The sequence below is a fragment of the Tessaracoccus yangjingae genome (assembly GCF_054483935.1).
This window is the reverse complement of the sequence record NZ_CM137014.1, coordinates 685,088-702,010: the sequence shown is the minus strand read 5'-3', so window position 1 is coordinate 702,010 and position 16,923 is coordinate 685,088. Positions and strand designations below refer to the sequence as shown.

Genomic DNA, 16,923 nt, shown 5'->3' with positions numbered 1-16,923 from the left:
GTTTCGGTAGCCTGGGTGCATGACTGGAATGTTGGCTGCGGATCAGGCACGTCAGTTGCATGCCGCCTTGGAAGCGGTCGAGGACATGTCTGCGCGTGAGCCATTCTTGCGTCTCCTGGAGGTGCTGGAGACGTCCCCGGGGGCGGTCGTTCTTCCATCTGACGATTTGCTCAGCACCCAGGCCGTCGCGGATCACCTGGGCGTGAGCCGGATGACGGTCGTCCGACTCATCGATCAAGGGACTATCGAGGCAGCTGGGGCCGGCACGCATCGCAAGGTTCGAGCATCGGAGGTCGATCGGTACCTGCGGGAGCGTACGTCGAAGCGTCGGGCTGCCTTGGGGAGGCTGGCGCAGGATGCCGATCTCGGCACTCCTGACGAGGTCATCCGCACTCGATGAGTGGCCCCGTCGTGCTGCTGGATGCGTGCACCTTGGTGCCCATTCGGTTGACTTCGTGCCTGTTCTCCCTGGCTGAGGCTGGGCTGCTGACTCCTCTGTGGTCCGACGAGATCCTGGATGAGGTCGAACGGAACCTGCCGAAGCTCAAGCTGATGACCCCCGATCGGGCGAAACAGCGTGTGGCCGCGATGCGGGATGCCTTTGACGAGGAAGCATCCGTGGACGGTTACGATGACATACTTCCCCGGCTCACGTGCGACCCTAAGGACCGCCATGTGCTGGCCGCGGCCATCGCAGGGGGCGCAGACGTCCTGCTGACGTTCAACCTGAAGGACTTCCCCCCGGCCAGTGTCGAGCCCCACGGGGTGTACGTTCAGCACCCTGACAGGTTCCTGGCGCTGCTACTCGCCGAGCACCGCCAAGAGATCCTGGATGCCCCCACCGCGGTTCAAGCGTTCGCCTCGTTCGTCACGCCCATGGTCTTCCTCACAATGCTGCGACTTGAAGACGGCACGTGGCGGGCATGGGGGCTGGGACCCCAGATCCTCAGCGCTCGCGACATTCTGGCGTAGGCGTCGCTCACGCAGCTCTCGGAGCCGACGCATGGTCGGCTTGGGCATCGTCGGCGGGTGAGGACTCCCCCAGGCTCTTCTCGGAGCAGAACCTTGACAGTCAGGACCAGGCCATGACAGTATTTGTTTACGGTTAACCGTTCACCGTAGACGGTTAGCGAACTAGGAGGAGTGCTCATGGCTGAGCTGGATGGCCTGACTGGCAGCGTGTTGTCGCCGCGCCAGCAGGTGTTGGGGGAGCAGGTCTTGCAGCAGCTCCGGGTGTTGATCATCACGGGGAAGATCGAGTCAGGGACCCATCTCGTCGAGTCCCAACTGTCGGAGTCCTTCAATGTGAGCCGCGGCCCGATCCGCGACGCGCTGGTCCAGTTGCAGGCTGAGGGTCTGGTCGAGAGCCGCCGTCGCGGGGTTTACGCCCGGGGTCTGAGCGTCCGGGACATCGACGAGCTCTACACGGTGCGGGAGGCCATCGAGGTGATGGCTCTGCGCGTCGGATCTGTGGCTCCCGCCACTGCTTGGAAGCGCACGGAGGGTCCGCTGTCGGAGATGATGGCTGCAGCCAAGGCGGGCGATCATCTCCGCTTCGCGCACGCCGATATGGCCTTCCACGGAAGTTTCTACGAGATCGCCGGCAACACCCGTTTGCACAAGATCTGGCGCCAGTACGAGCCCACGTTCGCGGTGATGCTCGAGCTGACCACTGCCGAGGACGTGGATCTGGGCCCCTCGTACGACTCGCACGCCGAGATCCATCGCCAGATGGTCGACGGGGATGTCGAGAGCGCCACCCTCAGCCTTCGCGAGCACCTCATCGGCTCACGCTCCCGCCTGGTCAGCGCCTTCGCCCGCATGGCGCTGCTCGACGAACTTGATAACGGAGATCTCTCATGACCCATCCCCTTGTCATCACCGCCGCTGTCACGGCGTTCACCGACACAGGCGCCCTTGACCTGGAGTCCTCCCGCCGGATCTTCGCCCATGCCATCGACGGTGGCGTCGACGCGTTGTTCGTCAACGGCACCACGGGCGAGTTCCCGGCGTTGTCGGTTCCGGAGCGGAGGCTGCTCCTTGAGACAGCCCTTGAGGTCTGCGCGCCGGAGCGGATCGTGGCCCACGTGGGCGCTGCGTCGCCGCACGAGGTGGCTCTGCTCACGGCAGACGCTCTTGAGCTGGGGGTTCAGCAGTTGTCGGTGCTGACACCCTTCTATCTGGCCGCGGACCTCGACGGTGTCCGCCGCCAGATCACCGCAGCGCAGGCGTTGTCCGCCGAGGCTCGCATCTTCCTGTACCTGTTTCCCGATCGCACCGGCGTGCAGATGGCTCCGGCGCAGGCGGCCGCGCTGATCGAGGAGTTCGATCTGGCCGGAGCGAAGATCTCGATCGCGGGGACGGACTATCTCCGCGACCTTGTCGCAGCCTTGGGGTCCAAGCGCACGGTGCTGTCCGGCAATGACGGCCTGCTTCCGCAGGTGTTGGCTGCTGGAGGCGACGGGATCGTCTCAGGGGTCTCGTCCGCGATCCCCGGGCCTTTCGTCGCCCAGGCGGCCGCGATTGCCGCTGGCGACGCCGAGGCGGAACGAGCAGCCGCGGCGGACGTTGCCCGCCTCGTGCCGATCCTCGGGCCCAGCATCGCGGCATTGAAGGTGGCGCTGGTTCAGCAGGGGGTCATCGACTCGGCGTACTGCCGGATGGCGATCCCCGCCCCGGACGATGCCTTCATCGCGCGGATCGCCAGCGCGATCTCCCCGCCACAGGACCCCAGCCGCGTCGCCTGACGCGGGCAAAGGAGCTCACATCCGATGGCCACCGCAGTCCATCCCGGCCCCGCAGCCGTTGCGCCCACCCCGCATCCGGCCACGCCACCCACCCCCGACGAACCGACACGCCGTCACCCGGCCACCGGCGTAGGCGACCGTCCCCCGTCGGCCTGGCCTGGGGCCTCATCCTTCCCTCGATCCTCGTGGTCGCGGTCGTGTCGATCTTCCCCATTGCCTACGCGCTGAACCTCAGCGTCCACGAGACCAACTACATGGAGATCGGCGAGTTCATCGGGCTCAGCCACTTTGTCGGCATATTCACCTCGCCCGAGGGCCTCGGAGAGGTCGGCCGCTCCCTGATCTACGTCATCGGCTCCCTGGTGATCGCAGTCCCGCTCAGCCTCGCACTCGCAAGCCTGCTCAACCAGCCCGTGAAGTTCCGCCGCGTGTTCCGGGTGCTGATCCTCATGCCATGGGTGATTTCACAGACGGTTGCCGCGCTGCTGTGGAAGTGGCTGGTCAACCCCGACTACGGACCGCTCGGCCTGGGCAGCATCCCTGGCATCGGGCGCCTCGATTTCCTCGCCAACCCAACCCTGGCGATGCTGCTACTGATCGTCGTCAACGTGTGGATCAGCTACCCGTTGGCCACCATCCTCTGCCTGGCCTCGCTGCAGACCATCCCCGAGGAGCTCCGCGAGGCGGCCGAGGTCGACGGCGCCGGCCCGTTCCAGCGCTTCATGAAGGTCACCCTTCCGTTGATGAAACCCACCCTGTTCGTGGTGGTGATCCAGCTCACGCTGCTCTACTTCAACATGGTCACGCTGGTCTACACCCTGACCGGCGGTGGCCCCCTGAACGGTACGAAGGTGCTGTCGCTGGCCGCGTTCCAGCAGAGCTTCGAGTTCTTCAACCTGGGCTTGGGTGCCGCCTACAGCGTCGTGCTGTTTGTCTTCAACATCATCTTCGGCGCCGCCTACATCCGCCTCATCAGGAGCGAGCGCAATGTCTGAACACACCACAACCCGGCCACGCGCCACGGCCCGCCGCCGCGGGTTCCGACGCACACACCCGCTGGTCTACGTCGCGCTTGTGGCAGCCTCCACCTTCGCGGTCCTGCCGCTGCTGTGGGGGCTGAGCACCTCCTTCAAGTCGGAGAGCGCAACGCTGAGCGACCGCGGCTGGATCCCCTCGACCATCACCCTTGAGAACTACCGCCTGGTGCTGTTCGAATCGAAGATCCCGCTCTACCTCGGCAACACGCTGCTGGTCGCAGGGATCACGGTGCTCGCGACGATCATCATCGCCATCTTCGGGGCCTACGCCGCGGCCCGGTTCAAGTTCCGCGGCAAGACCACCAGCCTGTTCCTCATCCTCATGACCAGCATGATCCCCGGCATCGCCATCCTGGTCCCGCTGTACTTCCTGGCCGTGAGGCTCGGCCTCTATGACACCTACGGCGTCATGGTGGTCATCTACACCGCCTGGCAGATCCCGACGGTCATCTGGATGCTCAAGGGCTTCTTCGAATCCATCCCCGACTCCATCGAGGAAGCCGGCCGCGTCGACGGCGCCTCCAGCCTCCGGGTGATGATGCAGCTGATCTTCCCCCTCGCCGTCCCAGGCGTGGCGGCCTCTGCCGTCATTTCCTTCATCTACGTGTGGAACGACTTCCTCATCGCCTCCACGATGATCTCCACCGACGACAAGCGACTGGTCGCCGTCGGGCTCTACAACTACCTGTCCCAGTACGGCATCGTCTGGGGCCAGCTCACCGCAGCGGTCACCGTGTCCGTGATCCCGATCATCATCGTGTTCATCCTCATGGAACGCCGCATCGTCGCCGGCCTGTCCGCTGGCGCCACCAAGGGTTGATCCCACACCCCAAGCCCCTCCACCACCACCCCCCCACCCCCAGAAAGGCCCTGACATGACACAAGGCATCTTCCGCACAGCCGCGGTCGCCCTGGTCGCCTCGGCTCTCGCGCTCACCGCGTGCGGCTCCGACGCCACGCCCGACTCCACCCAGCCAGGTGCGAGCCAGTCCGGCGCCGCCGGTCCCGTGGACCTCGAAATGTGGACATTCCTCGACCCGGCCAGCGCCGACGACCCCCGAGGCAAGGCACTCAACGACGTCGTCGAGTCCTACAACGCTCAAAGCGACGGCATCACCGTCACGGTCCGCTCGATCAACTTCGCGAAGATCGACGCCGAGGTGATCAAGGCCACTCCCACCGGCGGCGGCCCCGACATCATCAACATCTACTCCAACCAGCTCCCGATGCACGTCAACGCCGGCACCGTCCAGCCCATGACCGAATACGCGCAGCCGCTACTGGATGAGCTTGGCGACGGCTACCTCTTCCCGATCGACGGCGCCACGTTCGATGACGAGATCATGGCCCTGCCGTGGGAGATCCGCGCCTGGCTGCTGTGGTACCGAGCCGATCTCCTCCAAGAGGCCGGCCTCGAAGTCCCGACCACCCTCGACGAGATCGGCGAGGTCGCGGCCGCCCTGCAGCAGACAGGCGTGACCGGGCTGGGTGTCGGGCTCTCCAACGCCGGCCTCGGCGCCAGTTTCATGGAGAAGTTCATCCCGTTGACCTGGGGCAACGGCGGCGAGGTCCTCGAAGACGGCAAGGCCGCCTTCGCCGACGAAGCCGGTGAGGCCGCCCTGCAGCAGTTCGTGGACTGGAAGAACCAGGGCGCCTTCGGTGAGGAGGTACTCAGCATGGGCGCCGACGAGGTCATCAACGGCGTCAAGGCCGGCACCATCGCCATGGCCATCGAGGGCTCGTTCCGCGTCGCGGCCGCCCGCACCGGCGAAGGCATCGGAGAGAACCTGCAGACCGTCCCCATGCCCTCGGACACCGCCGGCACCCCGCTCGAAACCCCCATCGCCGGCCAGACCCTGGCCATCGGCGCCAACGCCGCCGACGCGGCAGCAGCCTGGGACTTCATCCAGTACTACGCATCCGCAGAATCACAGGAGAAGTTCGCCGCCGCCGGCGTGCTGCCCGTCCTGGCCGACGTGTACCAGTCCGAAGGCGTCAAGGCCCTGCCCAACGCCGAGGAACTCAACGCCTGGCTCGACTACATCGCCGAGTACGGCCGCCCCAACCCCGTCTCCGAGAAGTTCTCGGAACTCTCCGACAGCCTAGTCACCGGCGCCCAGCAGGTGGTCTTCCAAGACGCTGACGCCGCCGAAACCCTGCAGAGGGTCGCCGACGGATTCAACGGAAGCTGACCCGAGACAGCCAGCACCAGCGGGGCGGGTGCATCCGACCGCCGGCACCCGCCCCGCCTCCTACCCCTTGCATCAGAGAGAGCAGCAGCACGTGAGCAACCAGACAGCAGAGTTCGACTACGACGTCATCGTGTGCGGTGGCGGCCCCTCCGGCAACATGGCCGCGATCGCCGCCGGCCGCGCCGGCGCAAGGACCCTCCTCATCGAGAAGTACGGCTTCATCGGAGGCATGGCCACCTCCGCCTGGTTGGGCCCGATCTCACCGATGCACTTCGGCGACGAACGAGTGATCGCCGGCATCCCCGAGGAGTTCGTCGACCGGATGCGTCAGGCAGGCGGTTCCACCGGGCATCTGCGCTGCACCAACCCGCACGGCAGCGGGGCCTACCTCGGCTTCTACGACCGCGAGCACTACAAGTGGACCGCCATCCAGATGCTCAAGGAAGCCGGCGTCGACATCCTCTTCCACTCGTTCGTCAGCGACGTCGTCGTCGACGGCGACACCCTCCGCGGAGTCGAAGTTGCCAACAAGTCCGGCAAACGCGTCTACACCGCCCGAGCCGTCGTCGATGCCACCGGTGACGGTGACGTGGCCGCCATGGCCGGCGCCGAGCACACCGTCGGCAACGAGCAGGGCGTCTCACAGCCCTCCACACTCATGTTCGACATGGCCAACGTGGACACCCACCGGCTCAAGGAGTACATGGACACCCACCTCGACAACTTCGAATGGGCCTCCGAAATGGTTGCGCTCCAGCCCTACTCGCCAGACCTGCAGCAGGAGCACTTCGTCGGCCAAGGCTTCCTCGACGTCATCGGCCAAGGCCTGGAGAGCGGCGAACTGTACCTCGGGCGCAACTCGCTGCTGTTCCTCACCACCACCCACCCAGGGCTGATGCACTTCAACTCCACCCGCATCGCCGGCGTCGACGGCAGGTCGGCGGAGTCACTCACAGAAGGCGAAATCGACGGCCGCCGCCAGGTGATGAGCCTGTCTCAGTTCCTCGTCAAGCACATCCCCGGCTTCGAACACGCCTACCTCGCCGGCACCGGAACCCAGATCGGCATCCGCGAGTCGCGACACATCACCGGCGAATACACCATCACCGGTGAAGATGTCCTCCACGGCAGGAAGTTCGACGACGTCATCGCGCGCGGCTACTTCCCCATCGACATCCACAACCTCAGGGGCAAGGAAGGCTACGGCGGCGGGGGAGTCTGGACAGACCCGGAAGACTCCTACGACATCCCCATGCGAACCCTCATCCCCATCCGCGTCAACGGACTGGTGATGGCCGGCCGAGCAATCTCCGCGACCCACGAAGCCCACGGATCCCTGCGCACCCAAGGCGGGGCCATGGGCATCGGGCAGGCGGCCGGCGTGCTCGCCAGCCAAGCGGCATTGCGAGGCGAACAGCCCCGCCAGGTCCCCTACAGCGCGGTCGAGAAGGTCCTTCTGGAGCAGAAGGCGTCGCTGCGTCGTGACCCGGAGAAGGCAGCCCGCGAGAAGGACCTCGCCGAGACCCGGACCCGCGAAGCGCTGGAGGCCGGCAAGATCACCGGTCTGTACTTCCCTGGAGCGCTGGTAGGCGCTGCTCCCCGGCTCTGAGCAGCCCGAACGTTGATGGGCGGGACCGCCGACAAGCGGTTCCGCCCATCAACGTCGTCAGCACACGGCGCAGAATCGCCTCGGACTGACCTACCTGTTCATCAGCCATGACCTCGCCGTCGTGCGGATGATCTCTCACCAGGTCCACGTCATGCAGGCTGGCAAGATCGTCGAGTCCGGCGCGCCCGAACAGATCTTCCACCAGCCCCAGCAGGAGTACACCCGTGAACTGCTGGCGGCCATCCCTGGACGGCGACTTGCCACGCGCGCAGCCTGATTGACGGCCCCAGTTCCACCGTCTTATGGGGGGGCCAGCCCCTCAGTCGCATGCACCTGAGGGGAGGGCTGCGTCGGCCGTCCACAGGTTGGATCCTGCTTCGTGTTCGCATCGCTTGAGGCGGCTACGGGGCGCTGGCCTCTGGAGCCGCGGGCCGAGCCGCGCGAGCGTTATAGAACTGTTACCAAAACGATTAGGGTCTCCCTCTAGACAGCTGCGGACGACGCGTCTAGGCTTTACCTAAACGATTAGGAAGTGCAGTGAAGCAATGACTCGTTTCGTCACCCTCAAGCGCGTGGCCCAGGAGGCCGAGGTCTCCGTCTACAGTGCCTCCCGAGCTCTCAACGGGCTGGACGGGGTGTCGGACGCCACCCGCGACAAGGTGATGGCCGTTGCCGATCGTCTTGGATACGTCCCAAACCGGGCAGCGCAGCTCCTCCGTGGCGAGGACGCGAGGATCGTCGGGATTCTCACGGCCAACGCCGCGAACGTCTACTACGCCAAGCTCGTAGCAGGCATTGAGGACATCGTCAGGCCTGCGGGCTTTCACACTCTGGCCACGGATGCGACCGACGGTGAGCTCTACAGCACGTCCCGCGAAGACGAGTTCATCGAGACGATGCTCCAACTTCGGGTGGCGGGGGTCATCCTCAGCTACCGCATCCAGCCGTCCAATCTCGAGCGACTTCTCGACAGGCGTATCCCTGTGGTCTTCGTCGACTGCACCCCACCTGACGAGTTCCCGGAACTCGCTTCAGCCATGAGCAATGGAGAGACGATAAGCGTCGAGGTGGGCCGGCATTTCCATGGACACGGCTATCAACACTGGGCCTATCTCGGCCACAACGCCGGCTGGCCAACACGCCTCGGACGCGAGCGCGGCATCGTCATCGCCGCCCAGGAGTGCGGTGCATCCATCGACGTGGTTGAAGGCTCGAACTCGATCGACTCGGCTTATCTCGCCATGCGTCAGTATCTGGCGTCTGAGGCAGGAAGCGCGATGGATGCCCTCTATACGTCGAACGAGCATCTGCTGATCGGGGCGGTCAAGGCTCTGCGGGACGCGGGGCGCGTCGTGGGGAGAGACGTCGGGCTGATCAGTTTTGACGAGTTCGACTGGGCATCGGCCCTCGCTACGCCCATTTCTGTCGTAGACCAACAGACCCGGGACATCGGTCGCCACGCCGGCGCGCTGATTCTCGCAGCGGGCGACGACGGAGCCATCGCCGAGTCGGCGCCCATGCCTGAGCCGACGCTCATCCTGCGGGAGTCTTGCGGCTGCCCGCCCCGCTGAACCCATCAGCTCATCCCTCAGGCCGCGCGATGCGCGTCGGCCCTATCAACCGACCCAACCCCAGTGAAGTGGAGAGGAAACAACTATGGCTGTAGTCATCGGCATCAACAGCGGCTCGTCGTTCGACGGCGTGGACGCTGTCGCCCTGGAGATCGAGCTCGCGGAGGACGGGCACCCCACCAAACCGACGTTCCTGGCAGGGCGGAGCTACGAGTGGCCCGCCGAAGTGGCTGAGCGCGTGCTGGCCTCCTTCGAGAATGAGGTGAGCCTCTTCGAGATGACGAGGATCAACTACGAGGCCGGAGCGGTCTACGCCAACGCCGCGAAGGGCATCATGCAGGAGCTCGGTCTCAGCGGTGAGGATGTGGCGGTGGTCGGCTTCGACGGCCAGACCATTTACCAGGAGCCGCCTGTCCACGCCCGCCTCGAGGAGGGGCGCGCAATGGGCACGGTCGAGCGATGGCACGAAGGCATCTTCGGTGCAGGCATGCAGATCGGAGAACCCTCGGTCGTCGCGGTCGAGACGAACACCTACGTCGTCACGCAGTTCAGGCCCGTGGACCACGCCCTGGGTGGCACGGGCGCTCCGCTGATGCAGTACCTGGACTTCGTCGCGTTCCGGGACGTCGGCCCAGTCCTCACGCTCAATATCGGAGGCATCGCCAACTGCCAGTTGGCCGACGCCGACCGCTCGAAGATGATGGCGTTCGACACCGGCCCCGGCAACGTGATGATCGACCACACCATGAAGCGACTTGAAGGCAAGGCCTACGACGCTGACGGGGCTCTGGCCCGCACCGGAACGATCGTGCAACCGCTGCTCGACGAACTCGTCGAGCACGAGTTCTTCAAGCGCGCAGTCCCACGCAGCGCTTGGCGCCTCGACTTCGGCTCAAAGTACGCCGACTCCGCCCTCGACCGATTCGCTTCGAACAGCACCGCGGACCTGGTGGCGACCTTCACCGAGTTCACCGCGATCGCGATCACTCGCTCGATCGTGGACCATGTGCCCGACCTCGGGCGCATGCAGGCACTGATCGCGAGCGGCGGCGGCGTGCGGAACGGCTTCCTGATGGAGCGCCTCGCCGCGCACCTGCCGGAGTCGCTCCGCCTGACCACGTCTGACGAGTTTGGTATTCCGGCCCCGTTCAAGGAGGCCATCAAGTTCGGCACGCTGGCATTCGCCAACATCAACGATCTCGCCAACAACATCCCCGCCGCCAGCGGGGCCTCATCCTTCGCAGTCCTCGGCAAGCGGGTCACCCCGCCTCGGGCGGCTCGCGGCATCTGACCCCCTGGCCACCATCCATCCCCCGACTCCCCCTCCCACCAAGCACCGTTCAACGAAGAGGAAGTGCACCCCCATGTCTGTGAAGAAGACACTGTCCCTGCTCAGCGCCAGCATTCTGGCCCTCACCCTCGCGGCCTGCACCACCGAAGGCCCCGGTTCGTCAACCACCACCTCCGAGACCGCGGCGGCGAGCGACGGCGACTACACCGTCGCCTTCTCCTTCGGCCAGAGTGTCCACCCGTTCTTCGTAGCCATGCAGCGCGGAGCGGAGAAGTACGCCGAGGAGGCGGGCATCAGCCTCAAGGTCATGAGCGCCGACTACAAGGTGGAGACCCAGGTCCAGCAGATCGAGGACCTGCTCCAGCAGGACATCGACGGGCTACTGGTCAACCCTGTGGACTCTGCGGGTCTCACCAACGCCGTCCAGAACGTGCTCAACGCGGACGTGCCCGTCATCCCCGTCGACATCAACGTCATCGGCGCCGAAGTCACCTCCTTCGTCGAATCTGACAACAAGCAGATCGGCCGCGATGCCGCCGACTACATCGCGGAGGAGCTGGGCGGCGAAGGGAAGGTGGCACTGATCGGCCTGCCCACCGTCACGTCGACGGCACAGCGCGAGGAGGGCTTCGTTGAGGCGCTCAAGGAGCATCCCGGCATCGAGTTGGTCGCCAACGCCGGCGACGGCATGCAGCGTGAGACTGCCCTCGCCTCCGCGGAGAACATCCTGGAGGCCAACCCAGAGCTCGACGCCGTATACGGGGTGAATGAGTCCAGTGCCATGGGTGCACTGAGCGCAGTTCAGGCCCGCGGGCTCGATCTGCTCATCGTCGGGGTTGACGCCACCCCAGACCTCCTGAGCGCGATCAACGACGACACGGCAATCCGCGCGACCATCGCCCAGGACCCGTATCAGATGGGCTACATCGCGCTACAGCTGATGCACGAGAAGCTCCAGGGTGAGGACATTGCAGATCACGAGTCGGCCCCGATCGCACTCGTGACCAAGGACAACGTCCAGGAGTTCATCGACCGCGAAGCGGCTTACGCCTCTGACAGCGAGTGATGGTCTAGGGAAGGACTGATGATGGCTGGGGAGCTCCTGGTGGAGATGGCGGGCGTCGAGAAGTCGTTCTCGGGCGTGCGTGTCCTCCGCGACGGGACAATTCGGATCGCCGCCGGCGAGATTCACGCGCTCATGGGCGCCAACGGGGCTGGGAAGTCGACGCTCATGAAGATCCTCGTCGGCGTCTACTCCAGGGACGCTGGCACCCTGCGTATCGCGCACCGAAGTGGGGAGATGGAGGACGTGCATTCGCTTGACCCCAAGACTGCGGGTGCACATGGGATCTCGATCGTCCACCAGGAGCTCATCCTGCTTGATGACCTGACCGTCAGCGAGAACATCGCCCTCGGGGGCGAGTCGACGCGATTCGGGCTCATCGACGACGCCGACGCCCGGCGAAAGGCGAGGGAGGCGCTCACCATGGTGGGGCTCGAGACGGTCAGCCCGACGGCCCTTGTCCGGACCCTGCCGACAGCCAAGAAGCAACTCGTTGAGATCGCCCGGGCACTGTCCTCCGGCGCTCGCGTGATCATCCTCGACGAACCCACCACTTCTCTGAGCGCCGCCGAGGCCTCCAACCTCATGGGCATCCTGCGCGGGCTTCGTGAGCAGGGCGTGGCCATCGTCTACATCTCGCACCGAATGGACGAGATCTTCGCCCTCACCGACCGCATCACCGTGATGCGCGACGGTGCGTACGTCGACTCCGTCCTTACAGGCGACATCAATCGTGACGCCCTGGTGCGGATGATGATCGGGCGCGATCTGCAGCGATACTCCGCCCGGCTCGTCGATGAAAGCCACGAGCAGACCAGAGGCCCTGCGACCCTTGTGGTGAAGAACCTGTCCAACGCTCACTTGCACGGAGTGTCACTGACACTCCACCGGGGTGAGGTGGTGGGCCTGTTCGGGCTCGTCGGAGCAGGACGCACCGAACTGGCTCGAGCCGTGTTCGGGATCGATCACTATCAGTCCGGCAGCGTCGCCGTGGCCGGCAAGGCTCTGCCACCGGGCTCCCCGGCCAAGGCCGCCGCGGCCGGGCTCGGCCTCGTTCCTGAAGAGCGCAAGGTGGGCGGCCTCGTGCTCGGGCTGTCGAATCTGCGCAACCTCGAACTGGCAGGACTCAGGCGCTGGCCCGTGCTGACCCGATCCAGGAGGGACGATGCCGACCTCTGGGCCAGATACTCCAAGGGCCTCGGCATCGTCGCCCGCGGCCCTCACCAGGAGACCGGGCGCCTGAGCGGCGGCAACCAACAGAAGATCGTACTGGCCAAGTGGCTGGCGCTCGATCCCACTGTGCTGATCCTCGACGAGCCCACCAAAGGCGTCGACGTTGGCGCGAAACAAGACATCTACGAGCAGATCCGACTGCTCGCCGACCAAGGCATGTCCATCCTCGTCATCTCTTCCGAGAGCGAGGAGATCCGGATGCTCAGCGACCGCGTAGTCGTGATGCGCGAAGGCGCCGTCACCTACGAAGGAATGAACCATGACCTCAACGACGAAGCGCTGCTCCGGCACGCGATGGGAGCAATAGCGTGAGCGCCACCACAGACACGACCACCGCCGTCGTGACTGAGCCCTCGAGCGGGTTCTCGGTAGCCCATCTTCGCCAGTTCGCGCTGATCGCAGCCCTCCTCGTGGTGATGCTGGCGTTCACGCTCACCAGCGAGTACTTCCTCACCGTGTCCAATCTGATGAATGTGGTCAGACAGATGGCCGTCACCACGATCGTCGCCGTCGGCATGACGTTCGTCATCATCAGCGGCGGCATCGACCTGTCAGTCGGGGCAATCGTGGCCTTCTCCGGCGTCATGGCAGCCGACGTCCTGTCGAAGACCGGATCCCCGGCTCTCGCCGTCGGCGCCGCACTGGGGGTCGGACTTCTGGCCGGGACGGTGAATGGCTTCGTCACCGCAAGGTTCCGGATCGCCGGATTCATCACCACCCTCGCAGCCATGCAGGCATTTCGCGGGTTCGGCTACATCTACACCAACGGCAGCCCCATCCCCGCCCAGGACCCAACGTTCACCATGATGGGCGTCGGCTACCTCATGGGGATCCCTGTCCCCGTCTGGATCATGGCCATCACCGTCGCGATCGGTGCCCTCATTCTGCGCAAGACGAAGTTCGGCCGCTACACCTACGCAGTGGGCGGCAACGAGATCGCGGCCCGATGGACAGGACTGCCAGTCGCGCTCACAGTCGGCGGGGTCTACGTTCTGACCGGCGTACTCAGCGGTCTCGCCGGCGCCATCCTGACCGCTCGCCTCGGCTCGGGCCAACCATCGATGGGAACCGGCCTAGAACTCGATGCAATCGCCGCCGTCGTCCTGGGCGGCACCAGCCTCGCCGGAGGACGAGGCAGGATCAGCGGCACCGTGATCGGTTGCATCTTGGTGGCCGTCCTGAGCAACGGCCTGACTCTGCTCAACGTCTCCAGCTACTGGCAGATGGTGGTGAAGGGCCTGATCATCGTCGTGGCCGTCGTCATGGACACCCGTGCCCGCGCCGATTCCTGAGCTGTCCCCTCGCCCTCCACGCAACGCTCGCGATCCCCACATTGAACAGGAGACCCACATGCCCATTCACTACTACATCGATTCCGCAGTCCAGTCCGACGTCGAGGAACTCCTCGCCACAGGCCTCTTCTCCGGGGTCACAACGAACCCTGCCATCCTTGAGAAGGCTGGCCTGACGTCGCTCAACATCCCGGACCTCATCCGCTGGACAACCGCGGCCGGCGCCGAGCGGGTCTTTGTCCAGGCATGGGGGGAGAGCGCGCTCGACATGATCGAGCTCGGCCGGCAGTTCCGTCAGATGAGCCCTCGTGTGGTGGTCAAGGTCCCCTACTCGTCTGCAGGCGTGGAAGCGGCTCGCGAGCTGGCCGGCGAGGGTGAGGTGCTCGTCACTGCCGTCCACGACAGCCCACAGGTTCTTCCAGTCGTGCTCGCAAACGCGACCTTCCTTGCCCCCTTCGTCGGCCGCATGGACGCAGCCGGCCGCGACGGCATGGAGTCCGCCCTGGCCATCCAATCTGCTCTGAACGGGCTCGACGCCAGCACCCAGCTGCTCGCAGGGAGTCTCCGCCGACCGGAACAGGTCCTGCGCCTCGCCCAAGCCGGAGTCCGCCACTTCACCATGGGACCCTCCGTCTGGCATTCGTTCTTCGAAGACGACATCACGCAGGCCGCAGTCGCCAACTTCCAGCAGCTCGCAACCAAGTAGCACCCTGAGGATGTAGTTGACAGGGAGTGCGTAGAGCACTCGAACATCAACACGGTCCTCCTCCGGAACCGCACAGCCCTTCTCCTGTCCTGGACCATCAGGTCGATCCGGTCGGCTTCGCGGTCGAAACGGTAGCTCGGGGCGTGGGGGTTGACGGGGTCGTGCGGCTCGAACCCTAGTTGTTGGATGGCTTTCGCCGCTGCCGAGTAGCTGCCGGCGGTCATGACCTCTACGACGATGTCGGCGTCCAGGGTGGGGCACGATGCGGTCGGGTCGCCGCTCGACGACGCCGAGGTCCCCTTCTCCGTCGGGGGCGACTAGGGCGGGGGTTTCGAAGTCGTTGAGGTCCTCGACCTCCACGAAGGACACCTTGCGTGGACCGGCGATGTCGAACCGGATGATGTCGCTGGCTGCTGATGGGCCGATCGGGGGAGTCCGCTCACTGTCTCGAGGGCGCGGTATCAGACCCAAGTGCCGCCCATAGCACCCGGGCCGGAACGTCCGCCTGTCAACGTGCGTCAGCACACAACTCAATCGGAGAAGGCGAGCCGGGGGACGAGGCTGGTCGCAGACCTCTTCACGACGCTCTTCTGTACCTCCGGGCGTAGGAGCGCGGCAGGCTAGGGCAGGTTGTGCGACCCTGGGCCAGGAGCTGTGTTGGCCCCTGGCTAGGTTGATGGCGCCTACTCAAGGGGGATGAATGGCCGGCTACACCGTCATTGACTTCAAAACCACGGGACTCAGCCCGCGCCACGGCGACAGGATCGTCGAGATCGGCGTCGTGAAGGTCAGTCACGAGGGGGAGGTGTACGACGCGTGGAGCACGCTTGTCAATCCCCAACGGGATGTCGGCGCCTCGAGCATCCACGGAATCACCGCGAAGGACGTGCTGAGCGCGCCGACGTTCGATGATGTCGCTCCGGCGCTACTCGATGCGGTTGCCGGCAGGATCGTGACAGCGCACAACGCGAGCTTCGACATGCGGTTCCTGGCGACGGAGCTGGAGCGCGCGGGCTATGCGGTGGGGGAGCGGACACCGCCGTCGGTGTGCACCATGCACTGGTCCGGAGCGTTCCTCCCGGGATCGAGCCGCCGCCTGCGCGATTGCTGCGCCAGCGCGGGCATTGAGATCGACGGGGAGCACAGCGCCCTGGGGGACGCCTTCGCCACGGCGCAACTCCTCGCCAACTACCGGACCGATGTGGTGGGCGGCCGATGTGGGCGGACGAGATCAGCGCTGCCCGGGCCTTCCGCTGGCCCGCACCCCAACGGGCAGCGCACACGCTGACCTACAAGGTGCGGGCAGATCGCCAGCCGGAACGGGCCGACGGGTGGCTCGACCGGATCGTCGCGCGGATGCCGCGTTCGGCCGACTCGCGGGTCGACTCATACCTCGCGCTACTCGAGATGGCCATGCTCGACGGCTACCTGTCACTCCACGAGCAGGATCAGCTTGTGGAGGCGGCGCAGTCCTCGGCCTTGAGCAGGCCGCAGGTGTTGGCGCTCCACGCGGAGTACCTCCACGCGATGGCCGCCGTCGCGCTTGAGGATGGAATCCTCAGCGCCGACGAACGATCAGAACTGGATCGGGCGGCCGCGTGCCTCGGATTGGCGCAGCACGACGTTGACGACGCCTTGGCAGGTGCGGCCGTCGACGGTGGCGCCGACGGTCTTGTCATTTCTGGCATCTCGTTGAAGGTCGGGGATCGCGTTACGTTCACGGGCGAGATGCGCGTGGAACGCTCAGTGTGGGAGGCGCGTGCGCGTGGAGTCGGGCTGCAGCCTGCCGGGCTGGCGAGGTTGACGAAGCTCCTCGTGGCCGCGGATCCGGACTCGCTCAGCGGCAAGGCTACGAAGGCGCGCTCATACGGTGTGCCGATTGTCGACGAGGCGGCGTTCGCGAAGCTCATCGCTCGCCTTGAGGCTAGCGCTGACTGACCACCATGGGGGTCGGTGGACGGTGCCGTCATCTCCGACGGTCACGGCCACCAGGGCTACACCATTATCAGGGACTCAACTTAGAACGCGCCTCCGGCGCGAGCGAACTCCACAATCGCCGAGCTCCCCATCGACGCTCACGACGAAAGGCCTGGAGCCCACGACTCACTCCAACCCCCGTCGCAGCGTGAACTGAAGACACAGGACGCTCGGAGCGACACTGGGAACAGCCCCGGCGCCGAGT

Annotated in this window: 17 protein-coding genes; all 17 read left to right on the top strand. The window is 65.5% G+C overall.

What is annotated here, in order from left to right:
- The first annotated feature begins 19 nt into the window (after nucleotides 1–19).
- The 17 genes from ACX1D3_RS03070 to ACX1D3_RS02990 all read left to right on the top strand — a co-directional run bounded on the left by ACX1D3_RS03070 (nucleotide 20) and on the right by ACX1D3_RS02990 (nucleotide 16,679).
- On the top strand, nucleotides 20–400 hold the full coding sequence (locus ACX1D3_RS03070) for a helix-turn-helix domain-containing protein (protein WP_458995518.1): 381 nt from the start codon (nucleotides 20–22) through the stop codon (nucleotides 398–400).
- Nucleotides 397–972, top strand: coding sequence for a PIN domain-containing protein (locus tag ACX1D3_RS03065; protein WP_458995517.1), 576 nt, complete (start codon nucleotides 397–399; stop codon nucleotides 970–972). Before ACX1D3_RS03070 ends, ACX1D3_RS03065 begins: the two co-directional genes overlap by 4 nt.
- Before the next feature lie 177 nt (nucleotides 973–1,149).
- Nucleotides 1,150–1,863, top strand: coding sequence for a GntR family transcriptional regulator (locus tag ACX1D3_RS03060; protein ID WP_458995516.1), 714 nt, complete (start codon nucleotides 1,150–1,152; stop codon nucleotides 1,861–1,863).
- Nucleotides 1,860–2,747, top strand: coding sequence for a dihydrodipicolinate synthase family protein (locus tag ACX1D3_RS03055; protein WP_458995515.1), 888 nt, complete (start codon nucleotides 1,860–1,862; stop codon nucleotides 2,745–2,747). Before ACX1D3_RS03060 ends, ACX1D3_RS03055 begins: the two co-directional genes overlap by 4 nt.
- A 185-nt stretch (nucleotides 2,748–2,932) precedes the next feature.
- Nucleotides 2,933–3,742: a carbohydrate ABC transporter permease gene (locus tag ACX1D3_RS03050; RefSeq protein ID WP_458995514.1), complete on the top strand. Its 810-nt coding sequence runs from the start codon at nucleotides 2,933–2,935 to the stop codon at nucleotides 3,740–3,742.
- Nucleotides 3,735–4,604, top strand: coding sequence for a carbohydrate ABC transporter permease (locus ACX1D3_RS03045; RefSeq protein WP_458995513.1), 870 nt, complete (start codon nucleotides 3,735–3,737; stop codon nucleotides 4,602–4,604). The genes ACX1D3_RS03050 and ACX1D3_RS03045 overlap by 8 nt, the downstream gene beginning before the upstream one ends.
- 55 nt (nucleotides 4,605–4,659) lie before the next feature.
- Entirely contained in the window at nucleotides 4,660–5,976 is a 1,317-nt protein-coding gene (locus ACX1D3_RS03040) for an ABC transporter substrate-binding protein (protein ID WP_458995512.1), read from the top strand.
- Between the two features lie 91 nt (nucleotides 5,977–6,067).
- A complete protein-coding gene (locus ACX1D3_RS03035; RefSeq protein WP_458995511.1) occupies nucleotides 6,068–7,585 on the top strand; it encodes an FAD-dependent oxidoreductase in 1,518 nt (505 codons plus the stop codon).
- Nucleotides 7,586–7,712: 127 nt separating this feature from the next.
- Nucleotides 7,713–7,862: a hypothetical protein gene (locus ACX1D3_RS03030; RefSeq protein WP_458995510.1), complete on the top strand. Its 150-nt coding sequence runs from the start codon at nucleotides 7,713–7,715 to the stop codon at nucleotides 7,860–7,862.
- A 268-nt stretch (nucleotides 7,863–8,130) separates the two neighbouring features.
- Nucleotides 8,131–9,156, top strand: coding sequence for a LacI family DNA-binding transcriptional regulator (locus ACX1D3_RS03025; protein ID WP_458995509.1), 1,026 nt, complete (start codon nucleotides 8,131–8,133; stop codon nucleotides 9,154–9,156).
- Between the two features lie 85 nt (nucleotides 9,157–9,241).
- Complete coding sequence (locus ACX1D3_RS03020) at nucleotides 9,242–10,447, top strand: anhydro-N-acetylmuramic acid kinase (protein WP_458995508.1); 1,206 nt, start codon at nucleotides 9,242–9,244, stop codon at nucleotides 10,445–10,447.
- 73 nt (nucleotides 10,448–10,520) lie between these two features.
- Entirely contained in the window at nucleotides 10,521–11,513 is a 993-nt protein-coding gene (locus ACX1D3_RS03015) for a sugar ABC transporter substrate-binding protein (RefSeq protein WP_458995507.1), read from the top strand.
- An 18-nt stretch (nucleotides 11,514–11,531) separates the two neighbouring features.
- Nucleotides 11,532–13,055 carry a sugar ABC transporter ATP-binding protein gene (locus ACX1D3_RS03010; RefSeq protein ID WP_458995506.1) on the top strand — a complete coding sequence of 508 codons (1,524 nt, stop codon included), beginning with the start codon at nucleotides 11,532–11,534 and terminating at the stop codon, nucleotides 13,053–13,055.
- On the top strand, nucleotides 13,052–14,035 hold the full coding sequence (locus tag ACX1D3_RS03005) for an ABC transporter permease (protein ID WP_458995505.1): 984 nt from the start codon (nucleotides 13,052–13,054) through the stop codon (nucleotides 14,033–14,035). Before ACX1D3_RS03010 ends, ACX1D3_RS03005 begins: the two co-directional genes overlap by 4 nt.
- A 58-nt stretch (nucleotides 14,036–14,093) precedes the next feature.
- Nucleotides 14,094–14,741: a transaldolase family protein gene (locus ACX1D3_RS03000; protein ID WP_458995504.1), complete on the top strand. Its 648-nt coding sequence runs from the start codon at nucleotides 14,094–14,096 to the stop codon at nucleotides 14,739–14,741.
- A gap of 700 nt (nucleotides 14,742–15,441) precedes the next feature.
- The gene (locus ACX1D3_RS02995; protein WP_458995503.1) at nucleotides 15,442–16,029 is read left to right on the top strand and encodes a 3'-5' exonuclease; all 588 of its coding nucleotides are present in this window, start codon (nucleotides 15,442–15,444) and stop codon (nucleotides 16,027–16,029) included.
- A 119-nt stretch (nucleotides 16,030–16,148) separates the two neighbouring features.
- Nucleotides 16,149–16,679: a hypothetical protein gene (locus ACX1D3_RS02990; RefSeq protein WP_458995502.1), complete on the top strand. Its 531-nt coding sequence runs from the start codon at nucleotides 16,149–16,151 to the stop codon at nucleotides 16,677–16,679.
- Nucleotides 16,680–16,923 lie beyond the last annotated feature (244 nt).

Bases quoted from the DNA above. Each gene is read 5' to 3' on its own strand.
- ACX1D3_RS03070 (WP_458995518.1), top strand. From the start codon at position 20: ATGACTGGAATGTTGGCTGCGGATCAGGCACGTCAGTTGCATGCCGCC.
- ACX1D3_RS03065 (WP_458995517.1), top strand. From the start codon at position 397: ATGAGTGGCCCCGTCGTGCTGCTGGATGCGTGCACCTTGGTGCCCATT.
- ACX1D3_RS03060 (WP_458995516.1), top strand. From the start codon at position 1,150: ATGGCTGAGCTGGATGGCCTGACTGGCAGCGTGTTGTCGCCGCGCCAG.
- ACX1D3_RS03055 (WP_458995515.1), top strand. From the start codon at position 1,860: ATGACCCATCCCCTTGTCATCACCGCCGCTGTCACGGCGTTCACCGAC.
- ACX1D3_RS03045 (WP_458995513.1), top strand. From the start codon at position 3,735: ATGTCTGAACACACCACAACCCGGCCACGCGCCACGGCCCGCCGCCGC.
- ACX1D3_RS03040 (WP_458995512.1), top strand. From the start codon at position 4,660: ATGACACAAGGCATCTTCCGCACAGCCGCGGTCGCCCTGGTCGCCTCG.
- ACX1D3_RS03030 (WP_458995510.1), top strand. From the start codon at position 7,713: ATGATCTCTCACCAGGTCCACGTCATGCAGGCTGGCAAGATCGTCGAG.
- ACX1D3_RS03025 (WP_458995509.1), top strand. From the start codon at position 8,131: ATGACTCGTTTCGTCACCCTCAAGCGCGTGGCCCAGGAGGCCGAGGTC.
- ACX1D3_RS03020 (WP_458995508.1), top strand. From the start codon at position 9,242: ATGGCTGTAGTCATCGGCATCAACAGCGGCTCGTCGTTCGACGGCGTG.
- ACX1D3_RS03015 (WP_458995507.1), top strand. From the start codon at position 10,521: ATGTCTGTGAAGAAGACACTGTCCCTGCTCAGCGCCAGCATTCTGGCC.
- ACX1D3_RS03010 (WP_458995506.1), top strand. From the start codon at position 11,532: ATGATGGCTGGGGAGCTCCTGGTGGAGATGGCGGGCGTCGAGAAGTCG.
- ACX1D3_RS03000 (WP_458995504.1), top strand. From the start codon at position 14,094: ATGCCCATTCACTACTACATCGATTCCGCAGTCCAGTCCGACGTCGAG.
- ACX1D3_RS02995 (WP_458995503.1), top strand. From the start codon at position 15,442: ATGGCCGGCTACACCGTCATTGACTTCAAAACCACGGGACTCAGCCCG.
- ACX1D3_RS02990 (WP_458995502.1), top strand. From the start codon at position 16,149: ATGGCCATGCTCGACGGCTACCTGTCACTCCACGAGCAGGATCAGCTT.